The following is a 19,591-nucleotide window of genomic DNA, read 5'->3' on the forward strand; positions in this document are numbered from 1 at the left end:
CGAGGGCGTTATACCGTGGCAGGTGGGTCCGTGGCGCAACCTGACAAAGTTGTAATCGAGCTGTAAGCCGACTGGCAGGCCTGCAACGATAGAGTTTCCCACACGCTGAATCTGATTGGAGTATGGACATGTTGATGGGAAAACGCTTGATCCTGGTCGCTTGCGCACTGGCCCTCAGTGCGCCGTCGTGGGCGTCGCCGGGTCATTTCGATTTTGGCCAGCCCGCGCCGGCGGCCAAGGCCAGTCGCAGCATCGAGGTGCTGATGGGCGACATGACGTTCGATCCCGGTGCCCTGGATATCAAGGCCGGCGAGACGGTTCGGTTCGTGCTGGTCAATAAAGGCCAGTTGCTCCACGAATTCAACCTGGGCAACGCGGCCATGCATGCCGATCATCAAAAGGAAATGCTCAAGATGCAGCAGAGCGGCCAGCTGATGCCGACCGCGATGAAGGCGGGAATGGACCATGCCGCCATGGGCCACGACCAGGCGAGCATGCGCCACGATGACCCCAACAGTGTGTTGGTGGAGCCGGGCAAGACCGGCGAACTGACGTGGACCTTCAGCAAGGCCACGCGCCTGGAGTTTGCCTGCAATATTCCCGGTCATTACCAGGCCGGGATGAAGGGGGACCTGACAGTCAGTCAGTAAGCACTCAAAGGCGGCGGCAAAGGCTGATAGAATCCGCTGATTCTTCAGTCAGGTTTCCGCCATGCATCCCGCAGCCGAACATTCGCCGCTGGGCAAATCCAGCGAATACATCGCCACGTACACGCCGTCACTGCTGTTCCCGATCCCGCGCACCGCGAAATGGGCGGAACTGGGCCTGACGGCAGAGACCCTGCCATACAAGGGCGTGGACTTCTGGAACTGTTTCGAGCTGTCGTGGCTGTTGCCGTCCGGCAAGCCGGTGGTGGCCATCGGCGAGTTCGCGATCCCGGCGGATTCGCCGAACATCATCGAGTCCAAATCCTTCAAGCTCTACCTCAACTCCTTGAACCAGACCCCGTTCGCCGATACCGCAAGCCTGGAAGCCACACTGCGCCAGGACCTGTCGGCGGCGGCTGGAAAATCGGTGGGGGTGCGGATTCGCAGCCTCAAGGACGTGGAGCGTGAAGGCGTCGTGGCGCTGCCCGGCACCTGCATCGACGATTTGGCCATCAGCGTCGATTCCTACGCGCACCCGCGGCCGGAACTGCTGCGTTGCGATGCTTCGCGCATCGTCGAGCAAAGCCTGCACAGCCACCTGCTCAAGTCCAACTGCCCGGTAACCAGCCAGCCGGACTGGGGCAGCGTAGCGGTGGAATATCGCGGCGCGGCCTTGGACCCGGCCAGCCTGCTGGCCTACATCGTCAGCTTCCGCCAGCATTCGGATTTCCATGAGCAATGCGTGGAGCGGATCTTTCTCGACCTGCAGCGGTTGCTCAAGCCGGAGAAATTGACGGTGTACGCGCGATATGTGCGTCGTGGTGGACTGGACATCAACCCGTATCGCAGTACCGAAGACGTTCAACTGCCGAACCATCGGCTGGTCCGTCAATAAAGCTCTAAATGTGGGAGCGAGTCTGCTCGCGATGAGGGCGGCACATTCAACATTGGTGTTGGCTGACAGTGCGCAATCGCGAGCAGGCTCGCTCCCACAATGAACTGCATTTCAAGTTACCTAAATTAAAAAGCCCTGCTAGCGATAGCAGGGCTTTTTTACATTCGAAGGGTTCAGATCCCCATGTTGCCCAAGGTTTGCACGATGTTGCGCAAGGTCCCGGCAAGGGTTGGGTGCTCCAGCTCGAAGCGCTCGACGGCCAGGTTTACATTGTCGGCGAGGTTGGTGTCCGGTGTTTTGGTTTCCAACTCAAGCTCAAGTTCGATCTGTTGCATCAGTGCGTGCAGGTCATCGCGCTCGACTTCGGAAAGCGGTGGATTCTGTTCCAATTGCTCGCGCAGTTTGTTGAGCTGTTCTTGCAATTCGCGGGCAGGCATTGGCGTACTCCCTTTATTGATAGGCACTGCCATGGACCGCGACGCCGGGTCAAAAGTCCATGGCCTGCCTTAAGAGTAATCCACACTCACGCGCCCTGCATGATCCCGGTCAGGGCTTCTCGCCTTTTAATCTGCGCAGGCAGATATCGGCCAGGCAGGTGTCGAGCTCACCCAGGTGATCGATCACCGAATGCACGCCGAGGCTGAACAATTGCACGGTGGCCTTGGCACGCCTGGTTTCCCGTTCCTGTTGGCTCAGCGCCTGCCATTCCCCCGGTGTCAGGCCGCACAGCGAGCCGCAGGACGCCAGGCCGATGGTCCACAAACCGGCATTGAGCCCCGACTGCAAGAGCTTCGGTTCGCCACTGACCAGCACGCAACCGTCCAGTTGCTGGACGTTCAGCGCCATCAAGGCTTGCCAGCAGGCATGCGGTGCCGGCCACGGATTATTTGTTGCGGGAAGTTGCGGCGGTTTGATCCACGTTGGCAACGAAGCCGCCAGGGCATGGCTGACGGCAGGCGGCAATTCATCGAGCCAGGCGCAGGGAATTTCCTGGCGCTGCAAATGGTGCAAGCTCTCAAGGGCGCCAGGCGTCGGCTGTGCATGCTCATCCGGTGCCGCTCCTGGCTGACGTACGCGTGCGCCGAAATCCACCAGGCATCCGCTGAGGCCAAACAGTACGGCGGTCAGGCTGGGGGCTGGAAGGGGCAGGGCTTCGGCGCGGGGCATGGGAACGTCCTTGAAATAACCAGCAGCCTAAAGCGCGCGGATGACAGTCCGGTGACAGTGGAGTGAAAGGCGCCAGTCATGGAAAAGTCCTACGCCCTGCGTGTTTTTCGGTGCTGCCTATCCACGCGTTCCGTCTTATACTAGCGGCCTTACCGCCTGGGCTCGGCGCCCTTGCCTGAATAATCCAAGGAGTTTTCCCTTATGCGCTGGAGCCATCGTCTAGCTCAGCTGTGTCTTTCCGCCTGCGTCCTGCTGGTTCCGTTCGCCGCCCAGGCCGCTACGGAAGACGATCCATGGGAAAGCATCAATCGTCCGATCTTCACCTTCAACGACACCCTTGATACCTATGCGCTCAAGCCACTGGCCCAGGGTTATCAATACGTGACGCCGCAATTCCTCGAAGACGGCATCCACAACATGTTCCGTAACATCGGCGATGTCGGCAACCTGGCCAACAACGTGCTGCAGGCCAAGCCGGCTGCCGCCGGGGTCGATACCGCCCGGTTGATCTTCAACACCACCTTCGGCCTGCTGGGCTTCTTTGACGTGGGCACCCAGATGGGCCTGCAGCGCAGCGATGAAGATTTCGGCCAGACCCTCGGCTATTGGGGCGTGGGCAGTGGTCCGTATGTGATGTTGCCGCTGATGGGCCCAAGCACCTTGCGTGACGCGCCGGCCAAACTGGTGGATAACTACGCCGCCCCGTATCGCTATATCGATAACGTTTCGGTGCGTAACTCTATCTGGGGCCTGAACATCGTCGACACCCGCGCCAGCCTGCTGTCGGCCGAGAAGATGGTGAGCGGCGACAAATACGTTTTCATCCGCAATGCCTACCTGCAGAACCGCGAATTCAAGGTCAAGGATGGCCAGGTCGAAGATGACTTTTGATTTCGATCGGTAAAACCACGAAGGCGGCCCAAAAGGCCGCCTTCTGTGCTTTAGCGTCGTGTTTGAGCGGGTTTGATCCTTCCATTGAGTTACGCTTCGCTCGGTTCTTATAACTCTCTGTGCTTTGACAAATAAAGACGGCAAGCGGCTATCTGCATGAGCTTGAAACGCCCCGCGGATGGGAGTACCGTCTGCGCCTTAGAAGGGCACCTCTGATGTAGTGGCGTGTAGGGCAAAGGCCTGAAAGCTGTACGACAGAGAGGCTAGAAAGCGAATCCAGTAGTGCGTGCCAGGCCAGACCGCCCAGCCCGCTACGCCAACCTAATTCTGGCGCCGTTTGCCCACATGCCAAAAACCAGTGCCACGCTGCTGATAATCGATGATGACGAAGTGGTGCGAGCCAGTCTCGCAGCCTACTTGGAAGACAGTGGTTTCAGCGTCCTGCAGGCCAGCAATGGCCAACAGGGTCTTCAGGTATTCGAGCAAGACAAGCCCGACCTGGTCATCTGCGACCTGCGCATGCCGCAGATGGGCGGACTCGAACTCATTCGCCAGGTCACCGAGATATCCTCGCAGACCCCGGTGATCGTGGTGTCGGGCGCGGGCGTGATGAACGACGCGGTCGAGGCGTTGCGTCTGGGCGCGGCGGATTACCTGATCAAGCCCCTTGAAGACCTCGCGGTGCTCGAGCACTCGGTGCGCCGGGCGTTGGACCGTTCGCGCCTGTTGGTGGAAAACCAGCGTTACCGCGAGAAGCTGGAAACCGCCAACCGCGAGCTGGAAGCCAGCCTGAACCTGTTGCAGGAAGACCAGAACGCCGGGCGTCAGGTGCAGATGAACATGCTGCCGGTCAGCCCCTGGACCGTCGATGATTTCCGTTTTGCCCACCAGATCATCCCGTCGTTGTACCTGTCGGGCGATTTCGTGGACTATTTCCGCGTTGACGAGCGGCGAGTGGCGTTTTACCTGGCGGACGTTTCCGGCCATGGTGCGTCCTCGGCCTTCGTGACGGTGCTGTTGAAGTTCATGACCACGCGGCTGTTGTTCGAATCCAAGCGCAACGGCACGTTGCCAGAGTTCAAGCCATCGGAAGTCCTTGGGCATATCAACCGAGGCCTGATCAGTTGTAAGCTGGGCAAACACGTCACAATGGTCGGTGGAGTCATCGACGAGGAGACGGGTTTGTTGACCTATAGCATCGGCGGTCACCTGCCGTTGCCTGTGTTGTATACGCCAGACAGTGTTCGTTACCTGGAAGGGCGTGGTTTGCCGGTGGGCCTGTTCAACGAGGCCACCTACGAAGACCACGTGCTGGAATTGCCGCCGACCTTCAGCTTGACGCTGATGTCTGATGGCATTTTGGACCTTTTGACCGAACCTACACTCAAAGAGAAAGAAGCGGCCTTGCCTGAACGGGTGAGTGCAGCGGGCGGCAGCCTGGAAGGCTTGCGTCAAGTGTTTGGATTAGCCACGCTCGGGGAGATGCCGGATGATATCGCCCTGTTAGTGTTGAGCAGGAACCTTTGATGAGTACCGGTAGAATCCAGTTCGCCGAGCAGGACGGCACCTTCGTCCTGAAGTTTGTCGGTGAAGTGCGCCTGACCCTGTGTTCGGCGCTGGATGCGACTATTGAGCGGATCTTCACCGCGCTGAACTTCAGCGCCATCGTGATCGACCTGACCGAAACCCGCAGCATCGACAGCACTACGTTGGGCCTGTTGGCCAAACTGTCGATCCTGTCGCGGCAAAAGGTCGGCCTGCTGCCGACCGTCGTCACCACCCACAACGACATCACCCGTCTGCTGCAGTCGATGGGCTTCGACCAGGTGTTCAACATCGTCGGCGACCCTGTGCCGTGCCCGGAATGCCTGGACGACCTGCCTGACCAGGACCAGTCCGAAGAGGAAGTGCGGATCAAGGTGCTCGAGGCCCACAAGATTCTCATGGGGCTCAACGATTCCAATCGTGAAGCGTTCCATGACCTGGTGAATGCGCTGGAGCGGCCTTGAGCCTTGGGCTTTGTGTCGGCTGCACTGGCCTCATCGTCGGAACGCCGCCCGGAGCAAGCTCGCTCCCACAGGTTCTGCGTCGTTCTCATAACCGAGCCCAACCGACACCCCCTGTGGGAGCGAGCTTGCTCGCGATGGCGTCTATCGATCCACCACACCCCTTAAGCCAAGCCGCATAAAAAAGGGCGAACCCAATCAGGTTCGCCCTTTTTGCATGCCTGCTGAATCAGCTCAAAGCTTGGCTTGCAGCAACGCCTCCAGCTTCTCCTGGTCCCGGGCAAACTGACGAATACCTTCGGCCAGTTTCTCGGTCGCCATGGCGTCCTCGTTGGACAACCAGCGGAACTGCGCTTCGTTGAGGATCAAGCGCGCCTCGCCGGCTTGCCCTGGCGCCAGCTTGCGCTCCAGCTTGCCTTCGTCGGTGGCGAGTTTTTCCAGCAGGTCCGGGCTGACGGTCAAGCGGTCGCAGCCAGCCAGTTGCTCGATCTGGTTGAGGTTGCGGAAGCTTGCACCCATGACCACGGTCTTGTAGTCATTGGCCTTGTAGTAATTGTAGATGCGCGTTACTGACTGCACGCCTGGATCATCCGCGCCGGTGTAGTCGTTGCCATTGGCTTTCTTGTACCAGTCGTAAATACGGCCCACGAACGGCGAAATCAGGAACACCCCGGCATCGGCACAGGCCGCGGCCTGGGCGAAGGAGAACAGCAGCGTCAGGTTGCACTGGATGCCTTCACGCTCCAGTTGCTCGGCCGCGCGAATGCCTTCCCAGGTGGAGGCAATCTTGATCAGAACGCGATCCCGGCCAATACCGGCCTTTTCGTACAGATCGATCAGACGATGCGCACGCTTCAACATGGCTTCGGTGTCGAACGACAGGCGCGCATCCACTTCAGTGGAAATACGCCCCGGAATCACTTTCAGAATCTCTTGCCCAACCGCCACGGCAAAACGGTCGCTGGCCAAGCCCACATCGCCCTTGCAGTCCGCCACGCAGGCGTTCAGTTGCTCGGCATAGCCATGAATGGCCGACGCCTTGAGCAGCAGGGAAGGGTTGGTGGTCGCGTCCACGGGTTTGACGCGGGCGATGGCCTCGAAGTCGCCAGTATCGGCCACAACGGTAGTGAACTGTTTGAGTTGTTCCAGCTTGGAAGTCATGAGCGTGCTCTGTCCTATGGGTCTGTTGACATTACCCGAGGGCCGGCAGCCACTCAAGGGCGTGAAGAGGTATCGACGGGCCCCAGCGGCAACAACCTGAAAACGGCTGTTTGAAAGGCCGGGGCGGTATCGGTAGATACGATGCCAAAACCGCCCGCAGGTTCAAAGCAAGTGACGGTTAACGCCCCTCCAGCAACTGCCCCGCCTGATCGAGCAAGGCCAACGGATCCTTGGTCTTGTGAATGTCCACCGACAACAACTGCCGAAACCGCCGCGCCCCCGGGAACCCTGTACCCAGGCCCAATACGTGACGAGTGATGTGATGCATCGCCCCGCCAGCGGCCAGGTGATCGGCGATATACGGCCGCAACTGCGCCAGCGCCTCGGCCCGGGTGATGACTGGCGCGGTACTGCCGAACAGCTGTTGATCGACTTCGGCCAGCAGATACGGGTTGTGATAGGCCTCGCGCCCCAGCATCACACCGTCGAACGTCTGCAGATGCTCGTGGCAGGCCTCCAGCGTCTTGATCCCACCGTTGAGCACAATCTCCAACTCCGGAAAATCCGCCTTCAACCGCGCGGCTACGTCATAACGCAGCGGCGGGATGTCGCGATTTTCCTTCGGCGACAACCCCTCCAGAATCGCAATCCGCGCATGCACGGTAAAACTCGTGCAATCGGCCTCACGCACCGTCCCGACAAACTCACACAGTTGTTCGTAACTGTCCCGCCCATTGATCCCTATGCGATGCTTGACCGTCACCGGAATCGACACCGCATCACGCATCGCCTTCACACAATCGGCCACCAAGTCTGGATGACCCATCAGGCAGGCGCCGATCATGTTGTTCTGCACCCGGTCGCTGGGGCAGCCGACGTTCAGGTTTACTTCGTCGTAACCGTGTTCCTGGGCCATACGGGCGCAGGCGGCCAGGTCGGCTGGGACGCTGCCGCCTAGTTGCAGGGCTAGCGGGTGTTCGGACTCGTGGTGGCGTAGGAAACGTTCGTGGTCGCCGTTGAGTAGGGCGCCGGTGGTGACCATTTCGGTGTAGAGCAGGGCGTGTTTGGAGAGGATGCGTAGGAAGAAGCGACAGTGGGCGTCGGTCCAATCCATCATCGGCGCGACGGAGAAGCGGCGGGAGAGCGGGGCAGTTTGTAGGGGCATTGGGAATCTGAATCAGCGAGGCGGATGGGACAGTTTATCAGGGAAGGGCAGAACGTGTTGGGAGAGCAATGTTTCCCTACTGTGTAGATCTGAAAAAGCCTCACAGACGCCGCCGTCCTGCGGGTAAATGTGGGATATGGAGTGGCATCACGTTGATCTCACACCGAGGATCAAAGCAAATGAGACTGCCCCATTCTCACTGCCCCATGCTTATGCTGATTATGGTTTCGGTTTGGATGTCTACCAAGCTCAATGCGCCGTCGGAAAATGAGCAGCCGGTGTCGATATAAACGACGTTGCCCAGGCGTATAACACTGGGTACTGTTGAGTGCCCAACATAGAGCCGATCTATCCCTTTAATGGAAGTGAGGTCTTGTTGCTCGATTTTCTCTCTTGCATACAGCGCTGTTTTCAAGGCTTGTCGCTGATGTGGCTCCCCAGAACTTCCAGTGATAGCGTCTTTGGCTTCCTGCCATCCATCGTCACTTCGGATGACAGGAATTTCAGCATGAACTATTCCAATTGTTTGATCGCTTGGTAAATTGATTTCAATGATCAATGGAAGTGCTTGCAGGGCTTTTGATAGTTCTTGCTGAATGTCGGGTTGTAACTCGTAGAGCCAGGCGCCACCGTTTCGGATATGTCGGGGTATGTCTCCATAGCCGGAGATGCAGTCAATAAGCATCTGTTCGTGATTGCCGCGTACGGCGTGGAACCAAGGCTTCTCAAGCCAGTTCAATACATCTATGGAGTCGGGGCCTCGGTCGATGAGGTCTCCCACGGAAAAAATACGATCCAGCTCGGTATTGAAATCCAGCTTGTTTAAGGCTGCTGTTAGAAGTTTGAAATGCCCGTGAATGTCGCCCACCACAAAGTCGCGACCTTTTTTGTTGGGTGGGAATGATTTCGTCCTGTACATGTTCAGTGCTTCAGCAGATGTTGATTGGCGGTGACTTTATCACTTGGTGAAATAAACCGTAAGGCGGTGAGCGAAGGAATAACGTTTGTACGATCAAGCTTGAATCGCCTGCCCGATACACTTCTCAAAAACCTGCTCCATAGGCTCCATGACCCCGTTATAAGCCGCAATGTTGGCAAAGATCCACTCGTCCTTCTCAATCCCCCACCAACTGATTTCAAACCCGACATTCATGATGAGGTGTTCAAACAGAATCCGCTGCGCACGGCCATTGCCTTCGCGGAATGGGTGTACGACGTTGATGTCGGAATAGGCCTCTGCCACAACGACTATCAGCTCAGCCCGCGCCATGCCCTCGAACCAGTTTGCTGCGGCCATGTTGGCGAAGATCTTATTGGCTTCCTTCTCCATGTACTCAGGTTGGCAAAAGCGGGTGGCTTGTTTGGACATGCCGACGGTGCGCAGCTCTCCGGCCCATTCGAACAGGTCAGAAAAAAGAATTCGATGAATGTTTTGAAGGTAGGTCAGGCTGTGGGGAGGAGGGCTGAACTCGACGTTGTCCGCTGCGATGGCCGAGAGCTGTTGTTCGGCTTCGCTCAGGGTCGGTTCGTCTCGAATATCGAGTTTGTTGCGAAGGACAGTGGAGCCGGGATAGCAATAAGCGTCTTCACCGACTCCATATTTGTCAGCCATCAGGTTCTGGTCTGGGTAAAGGCCTTCAAGACCTCTTCACGCGTTGGCATTTTGCGTTCGCCGTCGGCGAAGGTCGTTTTGAAACCTTCCAGACGGAGGCTGGCCGCGTAGTTGGATCTACGCGTCCTGGCGGCATAGGCCTTTTTGGTCTCAAGGCTGACATTGCCCATGGGCTGGACCTCAAATCGCGCTGGTGGGCGGATTATAGCCCATCCCGCAGACGTGGCCTATGTTGCGGCTCGGGCGAAAGGCGTGAGCACTTATTCGTTTCGAGATTTTTCTTTGTGCTCGTAGCTGCGCTGCCCAATCCATCGCCGGACACCCCCATCGGAAATTTCCCTCAAGACGCGTCGCTCCCCGCTGACTATCCACCGCATCACCCCGTGCGCTAAGTTTTCCCCGTCGCTGCAAATTCAGCGGCAGGGTGTGGAAGCCCTCTTCACTAAGACGCGTAGCGTCGCAAAATTTAAAGCAGGCGCTTTTCTTATGTCTGCTGTTAAATTATGGCGGCTGTACGCGGGGCGTCTTCGGACGCGCCGAGATCCTTAGTGCTCGGACCTTCCACACCCGCGTACAGCTGCCACCCATCATGTGGAAGTGATGTCGGCAGATTTTTTCTCACTAAGGAATCAGCCAATGAAAAAGCTCACCCCTAACCCTCCGAAAACCACAACCAATCCAAGGTGGCTTTCGTCTAGCGTCATCCAAGAATCTTTCCTGCCAAATATCCGAATTTCGATCCCGAATTCGCTCCCTTTGCCAGCGGCGTCCCAATCCGCCACTGACCTCCCATCCCTGCAGGAGTAACCCCCTCATGTCCCGTTACATGCCCATCACCGGTATCGAAAACAACTTCCACGCGCTCCTGATCGACACAGAAGCGCCGTTGGACGTGCTGCACGATACCGCCGCTTACCGCATCGCCGCTGTAACCCAGTTGCTGGAAAACCTCGCCATGCGTTCCGACATCAGTACGGATGCCGTGATACTCCATGATTTTGCCCAAGTGCTAGCGATCCCACTGCGCGATGGGTGTGATTTGCTGGATGTGATTGGGCGGCGATTGCAGGCGCAGGTGTTGGCGTCGTAAGGGAAGTGGGCGACCTCACGAGGTCGCCTGCACTGTCTTGCTCATCACCCTTTGCAGTCGGCAACCCTGTAGGAGCGGGCTTGCTCGCGAAAGCGGTGGGTCAGTTGTTGGGGATGTTGGATGTGATGCCGTTATCGCGAGCAAGCTCGCTCCCACAGGTTGGTCGGCGTTTCGATGGGTTTGCTTGTATCCTCCCTGGGGGGATAGGATGGTGGCGTAAATTCATCGAAATCCAGGGCTCAAACCATGACTGAGCACGACCACGAACATCCCCACCAAAGCCATGCGGCGATCGTCAAGCGTCTCAAGCGGGCGGACGGTCATTTGCGCAGCATCATCACGATGATCGAAGAGGGGCGTGAGTGCGTGGATATCGCCCAGCAGTTGCACGCGGTGGAAAAAGCGGTGTGCCAGGCCAAGCGGACGTTGATCCAGGATCACATCGATCACTGCCTGGAGGACACCGTTTCGTCGTTGAATAAAGGCGAGCGCGCGCCGCTGGAAGCTTTCAAACAAATCACCAAGTACCTCTAGGCCCGACATGCCCAATTTTGCTGAATTGCTGCAACAGGGTGGCACTCACGCCTGGCTGTATTTCCCCAGTGCTATCTTGCTGGGCGCCTTGCATGGCCTGGAGCCTGGTCATTCGAAAACCATGATGGCGGCGTTTATCGTGGCGATCCGGGGCTCGGTCAAACAGGCGGTGTTACTGGGACTGGCGGCGACGCTGTCCCACACTGCCGTGGTGTGGCTGGTCGCTATCGGCGGCATGTACCTGGGCCAGGGGCTGGATGCCGAAACCACGGAGCCTTATTTCCAACTGGCGTCTTCTGCGCTGATCATTGTCATCGCGCTGTGGATGCTATGGCGAACCTGGCGCGGCGAGCAGATGTTCAAGTTCGCACAAAGGCATGACCACCATCATCACGATCACGATCACGATCACGATCACGATCACGACCATCACCACGAACATAACCACGGGCACCCCGAACCCAGAGGCCTGACGCTGTCACTGGCGGGTTATCAGGACGCCCACGAACAAGCGCATGCCAACGACATCCGCAAGCGCTTCACCAACCGGGAGGTCACCACGGGCCAGATCATCCTGTTCGGCCTGACGGGCGGGCTGATTCCTTGCCCTGCGGCCATTACCGTCCTGCTGCTTTGCTTGCAAGTCAAAGAGGTCGCGCTGGGCGGCCTGCTTGTCCTGTGTTTCAGCATCGGCCTAGCGATGACGTTAGTGACCGTTGGGGCTGCGGCGGCCATTGGCGCAAGGCAGGCGTCCAATCGCTGGCCTTGGCTGGGCACCGTTGCTCGCCGGGCACCTTACTTGTCCAGCGTGTTGATCATCGGTGTGGGCCTCTACGTGGGCATACACGGTTGGATCGGCTTGAACACCTAGCCTCATGGATCAGTTCGCATCTTCTGGCACAGAGGGTGCGCTGCCCGGCCGCTGCAACGAAGCGCCTTCCAATGTCTTCCACAGCTTGCGCATCGTTGGGTTGCGATTGGCAATCGCACAGTACGAGCGAATCTCCAATCGCGTGCTCCATTGCTCGCCACCGGCCCGCACCAACAGCCCACGCTCCAACTCGTCGGCCACCGCACTCTGCGGCAACCAGGCCACGCCGTAGCCCTCGATGGCCATGCGCATCAGCAGCATCGCCATGTCCGCTTCATAGCAGCGCTCCAGCGCGATCGGTTCAGGGCCGTTGGTGATGACGATGTCGGCGACGCGCCCGAGGAACGTCGTTGCCGTGTAGGCCAGGTAGGGCACCGGTTTTCCGGCGCGGCCGGGCAGGCGGAACAGCGGCTCGCCCTTGCGGTTGGGCGCGCACAGGGGAATGAACGCGTCGTGGCCAAGCACCAGGCTGCCAAAACGCTCGGGGTCCAGCAGGATGGGGGCAAGCGGGTGGTGGTAGACCATCATCAAGTCGCAACTGCCTTCTTCCAGCGCAATGACGGCGTCATGAATGTTGGCGGCCACCACCCGGGCGTTGAACTGCTCGTTGTGTTGTTGGAACTGCGAAAGCCACTTGGGCAGGAAGGTCATCGACAAACTATGGCCGGCGGTGATCTGGATCGAGCGTCCGGGCATTCGTTCCACGTCGCGCAGGGTCGAGCGCAACCTCAATAACCCGGCGAGGGCCTCTCGGCTTTCATCGCAGAAAGTGACCCCCGCGGGCGTGAGCTGGACAGGGTAGGTGCCCCGGTCCACCAACTTGACCCCCACCCATTCCTCCAGTGAGCGGATGCGCCGGGACAGGGCCGATTGCGTCACGCAACGTACCTCGGCCGCGCGGGAGAAGTTTTTCCATTCGCCAATCGCCAGAAGATCATCCAGCCATTTGAGTTGCATATCGAGAACTCCCCCCGTGAGAGCACGATTTTACTGCGCAATTCCCCGGCACAGCGAGGCCTTTCACTAACTATTCCAAAAACGCATGGGGCTAGCTGGATTACTCATCATCCCTCCGGATCCGCTCCTTAGAATTGATCCTGCCAAGTAAAAAACTCCAAGAACTACTTGAGGACAGCACCGTGAAGAAGAATAAGCTCCCGCGCCGAATTGCAATGGGCATTGCCCTGGGCGTGCTGGTCGGTTGGGCGTGTCACCATTTCGCAGGGAGCGAGCAAAGTGCCAAAGAGATCGCCAGTTACTTCTCGATGGTCACTGATATTTTCCTGCGCATGATCAAGATGATCATCGCGCCCCTAGTCTTCGCAACGTTGGTGGGCGGTATCGCCAGCATGGGCAACTCCCGTTCCGTCGGCAGGATCGGGGCGCGGGCGATGGCCTGGTTTGTCACCGCCTCGGTCGTCTCGCTGCTGATCGGCATGGGGCTGGTCAACTTGTTTCAGCCCGGTGCCGGGCTGAACATGGACGTGGCCCAGCACGCAACGGCGGCCGTGCCGGTCAATACCGGTGACTTCAGTCTCAAGGCGTTCATCGGCCACGTGTTTCCCCGCAGCATTGCCGAAGCGATGGCCAACAACGAGATCCTGCAGATCGTGGTGTTTTCGCTCTTCTTCGGCTTTGCACTGGCGGGCGTGAAACGGGCGGGCTACACCCGGATCACCGATTCCATCGAAGAGCTGGCAAAGGTAATGTTCAAGATCACCGACTACGTGATGGCCTTCGCGCCGATTGGGGTGTTTGCCGCCATCGCCTCGGCGATTACTACCCAGGGGCTTGGTCTGCTGGTGGATTACGGCAAGTTGATTGCTGAGTTCTACCTGGGGATCCTGATTCTCTGGGCATTGCTGTTCGGTGCCGGTTACCTGTTCCTTGGTCGCTCGGTTTTTCACCTCGGCAAGCTCATTCGCGAACCGATTCTCCTGGCCTTTTCCACCGCCAGCAGCGAATCCGCCTACCCGAAAACCATTGAAGCGCTGGAGAAATTTGGTGCGCCCAAACGCGTGTCCAGTTTCGTGTTGCCCCTGGGTTATTCGTTCAACCTCGACGGCTCGATGATGTACCAGGCGTTCGCCATTCTGTTCATCGCCCAGGCCTACAACATCGATTTGAGTTTCACTCAGCAGATGCTGATTCTTCTGACGCTGATGATCACCAGCAAGGGCATGGCCGGTGTCGCCCGGGCTTCGGTGGTCGTGGTCGCGGCCACGTTGCCGATGTTCAATCTTCCCGAGGCAGGGCTGCTGTTGATCATCGGCATCGATCAGTTCCTAGACATGGCCCGCACCGCCACCAACGTGGTGGGTAACAGCATTGCGACGGCGGTGGTCGCCAAGTCCGAACCCCACGAAGAAGCTGATGAGGACGAGGGTGCACATGTCCCGGTTCGGTCGCGATCCGAGCCGGTGCCGGTGGCTTGAGGAAAAGGTCATGAAGGCTAAAGCGAAGTCGAGCCGCAAGGCTTCCGTTGTGCGCAAGTTGGGCATCGTCGGCGGGCTTGGGTCACTGGCCGGAGGCGATCTGTTCTACAAGTTGGTCAAGTCCCGGGCGGTGCTCGAAGATCAGGGGCGCTACCATTTCCTGTTCGAGCAGCACCCCTTCAAGGATGTGCTGCTGCCACTGGATCAGGGCGCGAGCATGACGTCGCGCAAGTTCTATGTGTTTCAGGTGTGCAAGTCGTTCGAGGACAGTGGCTTCGATGCGGTGATGCTCCCATGCTTCGCCAGCCAGACGTTTCGCGCTGAAATCGAGGAGGAATTGGGCATTCCGGTGCTGGACATGATGGCCGCCTTGGCCCGGCACGTTCGCCATACGGTATCGCCCCGGATGACATTGGGGGTGATTGCCTCCGACTTCGTGCGCCATTGCGGCTTGTTCGAGCGACATTTTGGCAAAGACTTCCAGATTGTTTACCCCGACCCAGATGATCAAGCGGGGTTGATGGAGGCGATGTACGGCCTCAATGGCATCAAGGACGGTCACCTCGAAGGCGCGCCGCTTGAAGCGGTCTACCAGGCGTGCCTGTCGTTGCAGGCCCAGGGGGCGACGGTGATCCTGCCCGGCATGACCGAGCTTTCCCTGGTCTGTGCCGACTTGCAGCGCCGCGGGATGACCGTGCTGGACATCAATGCGATCTACGCCGACTTCGCGACACTGGACCCGCAGTCCAGGCAGCCACCGTTCAAGCTGGGCATCGTCGGGGGCGTCGGGCCGGCCGCCACCGTGGACTTCATGGCCAAGGTGGTGGCCAATACGCCGGCGGGCAAGGATCAGGACCACATCAAGATGGTGGTCGAGCAGAACCCGCAGATTCCGGACCGGACGGCCAGCCTGTTGCGGGACGAGACCGATCCGACGATGGCGATGTACGCCACGTGCAGACGTCTCGAAAGTGCCGGCGCCAACGCCATTGCAATTCCCTGTAACACCGCCCATGCCTTCGTCGAGCGGATCCAGGCGCACTTGAGGGTGCCCATCGTGAACATGCTGAGCGAGACGGTGGAGTGGATCGCGCGCACCTATGGTTCGGGCAAGGTGATTGGCCTGCTGGCGACGTCCGGTACGGTACAGAGCCAGGTCTATCACCAGGCGGCGCGCCATGCCGGGCTTCAGGTCCTTACGCCCGGTGTCGATTACCAGGCGATGGTCATGGACGCCATCTACGGACCGCGCGGTATCAAGGCGGGCTTCACGCAAGGGCTTTGCAAGGAGCAACTGTTGCTGGCGGCTGAGCACCTGTGCGAGTTGGGGGCAGGGGTATTGATCCTGGGGTGTACCGAGTTGCCGCTGGTGTTGGCGCATTGCGAGGCGTTCGAGATCAACGGGCATAAGGTGGCGCTGGTTGACCCGACGATGATCCTGGCGTTGAAGTGTGTGGCGTTGGCGCAGAAGGCTGAAGATCCGATCAGCGTCCTGAAAGTGACTGATGATCTCGCTGTGATCTGACGGTTGAAATTGCCCCCTGTGGCGAGGGAGCTTGCTCCCGCTGGGCTGCGTAGCGGCCCCTTTTTTTGTGAGCGCTTCGCACTCAAGCGGGAGCAAGCTCCCTCGCCACAATGAATCAGGCCACAATGGATCAAACCTGAGTCAATCAAACCGCCTTGGTGTGCTTGCCTGCCCCGCGCAACGCCGCAATGTCCCGCTTGGGCGGCACGCCAAACAAACGGGCGTACTCGCGGCTGAACTGGGAAGGGCTTTCATAGCCCACCCTGAAGGCCGCACTCGCGACGTCCACGTGCTCGTTGAGCATCAAGCGTTTTGCTTCGTTCAACCGCAGCCACTTCTGGTATTGCAGCGGGCTCATCGCCGTGAGCTGGCGGAAGTGGTGGTGAAACGTCGGCGCGCTCATCTGCACCCTCGCCGCGAGGTCGTCCACGCGTACGGGCTCGGTGTAGTTCAACTTCAACCAGTCGATGGCCTTGGCGATCCGGTAGCCCTGGCTATCGACCGAGGCGATCTGCCGCAGCCGCGCGGCCTGGTCGCTGAGCAGCAGCCGGTAGTGGATCTCGCGCTGGATCAACGGTGCCAGTATCGGAATCGCTTCCGGTTCATCCAGCAACGCCAGCAGGCGTGCGAACGGCGCCAAAAGGTCGGGTGTCGCGGTGCCGATGCCCGCGCCAATCCCAACCGCTCGATCACGCGGCGGCGACAGGCTGCCCTGGGCGATCAGGTCGGCCACCATGCGCAAATCGAGCCTCAGCACCAAGCCCAGGCAGGGTTGTTCCGGACTTGCCTGCAGCACTTCGGAATTGGCCGGGATGTCCAGGGAGGTCATGAGGAACCGCCCGGTGTCGTAGCCGTAGGCCTCGCCACCGATCCATACCTGCTTCATGCCTTGGGCCACCAGCACGATGCTCGGTTCGATCATGCAGATCACCGGCGGTGCCGGAGCTTCACGTCGAAAGAAGGCAAGGCCGGGGATGGGTGTTTCGAAGTCGCCCGGGTGTGGGGTCCAGGCGCCAATGACTGTGGTCAATGTCTCTTGTACGGATCTGCGTTGGATGGCCATGTCGGCTCCGGGTGTCGTCTTGGCTCAAGCGCTATAGGCAGAACATTAACGTGCCAAGCGAAGCGCTGCCTATATGCGCTGGGAAAACTCACAGGATCAGGCAAGAGTCTCATCGGTATGCACTACCTGCACATTGATCTGGGCGATGAAGATACAACCTCACTCAACCCAGCAAGATGCGTGGCGGGTACGAAATAGGTGAACGCCGCCATTCAAAACGGTGGGAGCGAGCTTGCTCGCGATAGCGGTCTGCCTGGGGCGGTGATGTTGAATGTACCGCCGCCATCGCGAGCAGGCTCGCTCCCACAGGTTCATCAAGCAATACAGGATTCTCACTCAATGACCGATAAATCATCGCCACAAGACCCGCCTGCCTGGGGCGCGGTATTTGCCATGGCCCTCGCCGCGTTCGTGCTCGTTGCCTCTGAGTTCATGCCCGTCAGCTTGCTGACGCCGGTAGCGGCCGATCTCCACATCAGCGAAGGACAGGCCGGCCAAGGCATTGCCGTCTCCGGCGCCTTTGCCCTGATCACCAGCTTGTTCATCGCCTCGATCGCCGCCCGGGTCGACCGCAAGTGGCTCCTGCTGGGACTGACCTTGCTGATGATCGTTTCAGGCACCGTGGTGGCGTTCGCACCGAACTACGCGGTATTCATGGTCGGCCGTGCGTTGATCGGCGTGGCGATTGGCGGCTTTTGGTCGCTGTCGGCGGCCACGGCCATGCGGCTCGTGCCGGACGCTCAGGTTCCGCAGGCACTGGCCCTCGTCAACGGCGGCAATGCCCTGGCGACCGTGGTCGCTGCGCCGCTGGGCAGTTTCCTCGGAGCGATCATTGGTTGGCGTGGCGCGTTTTTCTGCATTGTGCCCGTCGCCGCCATCGCCCTGGTCTGGCTGCTGTTGCGCCTGCCCTCCATGCCCTCGCAGGGGAAGCGGGGCAGCACCAACGTCTTCAAGTTGATGACCCGAACACCGGTCGCGCTGGGGATGCTGGCGGTCAGCACGTTTTTCATGGGCCAGTTCATGCTGTTCACCTACCTGCGACCGTTCCTTGAGTCGGTGACGCAGGTGAGCGTTTCCATGCTGTCCTTCATGTTGCTGGTGATCGGTGTGGCGGGGCTGCTGGGCACCTTCCTGATCGGGGCCTGCTTGAAAAACAACCTCTATCGGACGCTCATCGTCATCCCGCTGCTGATGGCCGCGATTGCCATCGCCCTGGTGGGATTCGGCGGCTCGGTAACCATCACGACCCTCCTGCTTGGCCTCTGGGGCCTGGTGGCCACGGCAGCGCCCGTGGGCTGGTGGACCTGGCTCTCGCGAACGCTGCCGGAAGATGCCGAAGCCGGCGGCGGCCTGATGGTAGCGATCGTCCAACTCGCCATCGCCGGGGGCGCGACAGTGGGTGGCGTTCTGTTTGATCTGAGTGGTTATCACGCGACCTTCGAAACCAGTGCGGCCGTGCTGGGCGTTGCCGCTGTTCTTACGGTACTGGCGGCTCGCTCAGCGGTCCGTGAGTCATTATTGACTTCGGACACGGCCTCCTATGGCACAGCGAGTTGAGGCCAGTCCTGTAAGCCAAGAGAGGGCGACCGTTGGGCGCCTGAGGTTGGTGGCACATTGATGGCTTGTTATGCTCTGGGTTTGTTATCCAGCATGTTGGTTGATTGTGACTATCGAGCGAACTTCCCAATTAGAGCAAGCCCTTATGGCCGTGATCGCCACTGCCGGGAAGATGGGCATCAGCAGCGATGAATTGTGCGCACACGCCGTGGGCGGGCTGATATCCGATCCGTACTGGAGCTGGGCGGACGCCCGGTATGCGCAAGGTGCGGCGGACGAAATCGACAATGCCTTGAATAAACTTGTGGGAAGACCGGCGCAAGCATTGACGCTACCGGTGTCAGGGACCGACCCAACACTTGAATCAGCGCCGCAATGAAAATGGGCGACCTCAAGGGTCGCCCATTTGCGTTAAAGGCCAAGGCCTTCTTCTATCAGCGAGAGTAAGGCGTCCTCATCCAGAACGGCAGGTTCCGGGCGCGGTTGCCCGGTCAAACGCAGGGCCTGGATATGCCACAGCGATTCACCGTGCTCGCCGAGTGTGCGCAGGATGCAGCGTTCCTGCCCCTTCATATGGACCTCAATGCAGCCCTCGCCCTCGGGCGAGAAACGCGCAATCGGATCGAATGAAATGCGGCGGTGATTGCCTTCGATCACCAATTGATCGATGGCGTAGTTGTACGTCGAACCGTTGGAATGACTTTCAAAGACGTGGGTGGGGTTGCGCCGAATGTCCAGGCCGGCCTCGCACACGGGCGCCAGCCAGATTTCGATCTGGCGATACAGTTCGTAGACCTGGGCGGGCCAGTGCTCGATCGCCAGGTCGGCGCAATTGTCGGTATCCGCGCGGGTCTGCTGGGTTTTCCTCAGTTTGGCCGCTAGCTCGTCTGCCTTGCTCATGTCGATTCCCTGTCGTGATGATAGGTTGAGCTTAGCTGATGGGCTGGGGCGTTCTTTTGCGCTGGGTCATGG

Annotated in this window: 22 protein-coding genes; 12 read left to right on the forward strand and 10 right to left on the reverse strand. The window is 59.2% G+C overall.

Features of this window, described 5'->3' with window-relative positions:
* Positions 1–128 precede the first annotated feature (128 nt).
* Positions 129–650, forward strand: coding sequence for a copper-resistant cuproprotein CopI (gene copI, locus AD659_RS10185; RefSeq protein ID WP_053120755.1), 522 nt, complete (start codon positions 129–131; stop codon positions 648–650).
* A 61-nt stretch (positions 651–711) separates the two neighbouring features.
* Positions 712–1,542 carry an NADPH-dependent 7-cyano-7-deazaguanine reductase QueF gene (queF, locus tag AD659_RS10190; RefSeq protein WP_053120757.1) on the forward strand — a complete coding sequence of 277 codons (831 nt, stop codon included), beginning with the start codon at positions 712–714 and terminating at the stop codon, positions 1,540–1,542.
* Between the two features lie 173 nt (positions 1,543–1,715).
* On the opposite strand, the gene AD659_RS10195 is transcribed toward queF, so the two are convergent.
* Together AD659_RS10195 and pcrP are read right to left on the reverse strand one after the other, a co-directional pair.
* Entirely contained in the window at positions 1,716–1,979 is a 264-nt protein-coding gene (locus tag AD659_RS10195) for a DUF4404 family protein (protein WP_053120759.1), read from the reverse strand.
* A 109-nt stretch (positions 1,980–2,088) separates the two neighbouring features.
* Positions 2,089–2,709 carry an HAD superfamily inactivated hydrolase PcrP gene (gene pcrP, locus AD659_RS10200; protein ID WP_053120761.1) on the reverse strand — a complete coding sequence of 207 codons (621 nt, stop codon included), beginning with the start codon at positions 2,707–2,709 and terminating at the stop codon, positions 2,089–2,091.
* A 201-nt stretch (positions 2,710–2,910) separates the two neighbouring features.
* Between pcrP and AD659_RS10205 the strand changes: the two genes are divergently transcribed.
* From AD659_RS10205 to rssC, 3 genes are all read left to right on the forward strand, one after another.
* A complete protein-coding gene (locus tag AD659_RS10205; RefSeq protein WP_053120763.1) occupies positions 2,911–3,600 on the forward strand; it encodes an MlaA family lipoprotein in 690 nt (229 codons plus the stop codon).
* 345 nt (positions 3,601–3,945) lie between these two features.
* Complete coding sequence (rssB, locus tag AD659_RS10210) at positions 3,946–5,127, forward strand: two-component system response regulator RssB (protein ID WP_053120765.1); 1,182 nt, start codon at positions 3,946–3,948, stop codon at positions 5,125–5,127.
* Complete coding sequence (gene rssC, locus AD659_RS10215; RefSeq protein ID WP_025212773.1) at positions 5,127–5,609, forward strand: anti-sigma factor antagonist RssC; 483 nt, start codon at positions 5,127–5,129, stop codon at positions 5,607–5,609. Before rssB ends, rssC begins: the two co-directional genes overlap by 1 nt.
* A 231-nt stretch (positions 5,610–5,840) precedes the next feature.
* Here the strand turns inward: rssC and tal are convergent, their stop codons facing one another.
* The 5 genes from tal to AD659_RS29755 form a co-directional block, all read right to left on the reverse strand.
* On the reverse strand, positions 5,841–6,767 hold the full coding sequence (gene tal, locus AD659_RS10220; protein WP_053120766.1) for a transaldolase: 927 nt from the start codon (positions 6,765–6,767) through the stop codon (positions 5,841–5,843).
* Positions 6,768–6,945: 178 nt separating this feature from the next.
* The gene (dusA, locus tag AD659_RS10225; protein ID WP_082343537.1) at positions 6,946–7,932 is read right to left on the reverse strand and encodes a tRNA dihydrouridine(20/20a) synthase DusA; all 987 of its coding nucleotides are present in this window, start codon (positions 7,930–7,932) and stop codon (positions 6,946–6,948) included.
* A gap of 196 nt (positions 7,933–8,128) precedes the next feature.
* On the reverse strand, positions 8,129–8,851 hold the full coding sequence (locus tag AD659_RS10230) for a metallophosphoesterase (RefSeq protein ID WP_053120770.1): 723 nt from the start codon (positions 8,849–8,851) through the stop codon (positions 8,129–8,131).
* Between the two features lie 93 nt (positions 8,852–8,944).
* Positions 8,945–9,544 carry a putative adenosine monophosphate-protein transferase Fic gene (locus tag AD659_RS10235; protein ID WP_053120772.1) on the reverse strand — a complete coding sequence of 200 codons (600 nt, stop codon included), beginning with the start codon at positions 9,542–9,544 and terminating at the stop codon, positions 8,945–8,947.
* Entirely contained in the window at positions 9,544–9,714 is a 171-nt protein-coding gene (locus AD659_RS29755; protein ID WP_003199786.1) for a YhfG family protein, read from the reverse strand. Before AD659_RS29755 ends, AD659_RS10235 begins: the two co-directional genes overlap by 1 nt.
* 644 nt (positions 9,715–10,358) lie before the next feature.
* Here AD659_RS29755 and AD659_RS10240 point away from each other — a divergent pair.
* From AD659_RS10240 to AD659_RS10250, 3 genes are all read left to right on the forward strand, one after another.
* The gene (locus tag AD659_RS10240; RefSeq protein ID WP_013692639.1) at positions 10,359–10,634 is read left to right on the forward strand and encodes a hypothetical protein; all 276 of its coding nucleotides are present in this window, start codon (positions 10,359–10,361) and stop codon (positions 10,632–10,634) included.
* A 246-nt stretch (positions 10,635–10,880) separates the two neighbouring features.
* A complete protein-coding gene (locus tag AD659_RS10245) occupies positions 10,881–11,168 on the forward strand; it encodes a metal-sensing transcriptional repressor (protein WP_053120774.1) in 288 nt (95 codons plus the stop codon).
* Positions 11,169–11,175: 7 nt separating this feature from the next.
* Complete coding sequence (locus AD659_RS10250; RefSeq protein WP_053120776.1) at positions 11,176–12,039, forward strand: nickel/cobalt efflux protein RcnA; 864 nt, start codon at positions 11,176–11,178, stop codon at positions 12,037–12,039.
* Between the two features lie 9 nt (positions 12,040–12,048).
* Here the strand turns inward: AD659_RS10250 and AD659_RS10255 are convergent, their stop codons facing one another.
* Positions 12,049–12,996 (reverse strand): LysR substrate-binding domain-containing protein, encoded by a 948-nt coding sequence (locus tag AD659_RS10255; RefSeq protein ID WP_053120778.1) that lies wholly within the window; start codon positions 12,994–12,996, stop codon positions 12,049–12,051.
* A gap of 182 nt (positions 12,997–13,178) precedes the next feature.
* Here AD659_RS10255 and AD659_RS10260 point away from each other — a divergent pair, with 182 nt between their 5' ends.
* Positions 13,179–14,474 carry a dicarboxylate/amino acid:cation symporter gene (locus tag AD659_RS10260; RefSeq protein WP_053120780.1) on the forward strand — a complete coding sequence of 432 codons (1,296 nt, stop codon included), beginning with the start codon at positions 13,179–13,181 and terminating at the stop codon, positions 14,472–14,474.
* A gap of 10 nt (positions 14,475–14,484) precedes the next feature.
* On the forward strand, positions 14,485–15,999 hold the full coding sequence (gene cuyB, locus AD659_RS10265) for a cysteate racemase (RefSeq protein WP_053120784.1): 1,515 nt from the start codon (positions 14,485–14,487) through the stop codon (positions 15,997–15,999).
* A gap of 145 nt (positions 16,000–16,144) precedes the next feature.
* Here the strand turns inward: cuyB and AD659_RS10270 are convergent, their stop codons facing one another.
* Positions 16,145–17,062 carry an AraC family transcriptional regulator gene (locus AD659_RS10270; RefSeq protein WP_053120785.1) on the reverse strand — a complete coding sequence of 306 codons (918 nt, stop codon included), beginning with the start codon at positions 17,060–17,062 and terminating at the stop codon, positions 16,145–16,147.
* 339 nt (positions 17,063–17,401) lie between these two features.
* Here AD659_RS10270 and AD659_RS10275 point away from each other — a divergent pair, with 339 nt between their 5' ends.
* Both AD659_RS10275 and AD659_RS10280 read left to right on the forward strand, forming a co-directional pair.
* Complete coding sequence (locus AD659_RS10275) at positions 17,402–18,619, forward strand: MFS transporter (RefSeq protein ID WP_053120788.1); 1,218 nt, start codon at positions 17,402–17,404, stop codon at positions 18,617–18,619.
* 145 nt (positions 18,620–18,764) lie between these two features.
* Positions 18,765–18,998 carry a hypothetical protein gene (locus AD659_RS10280; RefSeq protein ID WP_153044001.1) on the forward strand — a complete coding sequence of 78 codons (234 nt, stop codon included), beginning with the start codon at positions 18,765–18,767 and terminating at the stop codon, positions 18,996–18,998.
* Positions 18,999–19,030: 32 nt separating this feature from the next.
* Here the strand turns inward: AD659_RS10280 and AD659_RS10285 are convergent, their stop codons facing one another.
* Entirely contained in the window at positions 19,031–19,519 is a 489-nt protein-coding gene (locus tag AD659_RS10285; protein ID WP_053120793.1) for a hypothetical protein, read from the reverse strand.
* Positions 19,520–19,591: the final 72 nt, after the last annotated feature.

Source organism: Pseudomonas thivervalensis, from assembly GCF_001269655.1.
Lineage (GTDB): Bacteria > Pseudomonadota > Gammaproteobacteria > Pseudomonadales > Pseudomonadaceae > Aquipseudomonas > Aquipseudomonas thivervalensis.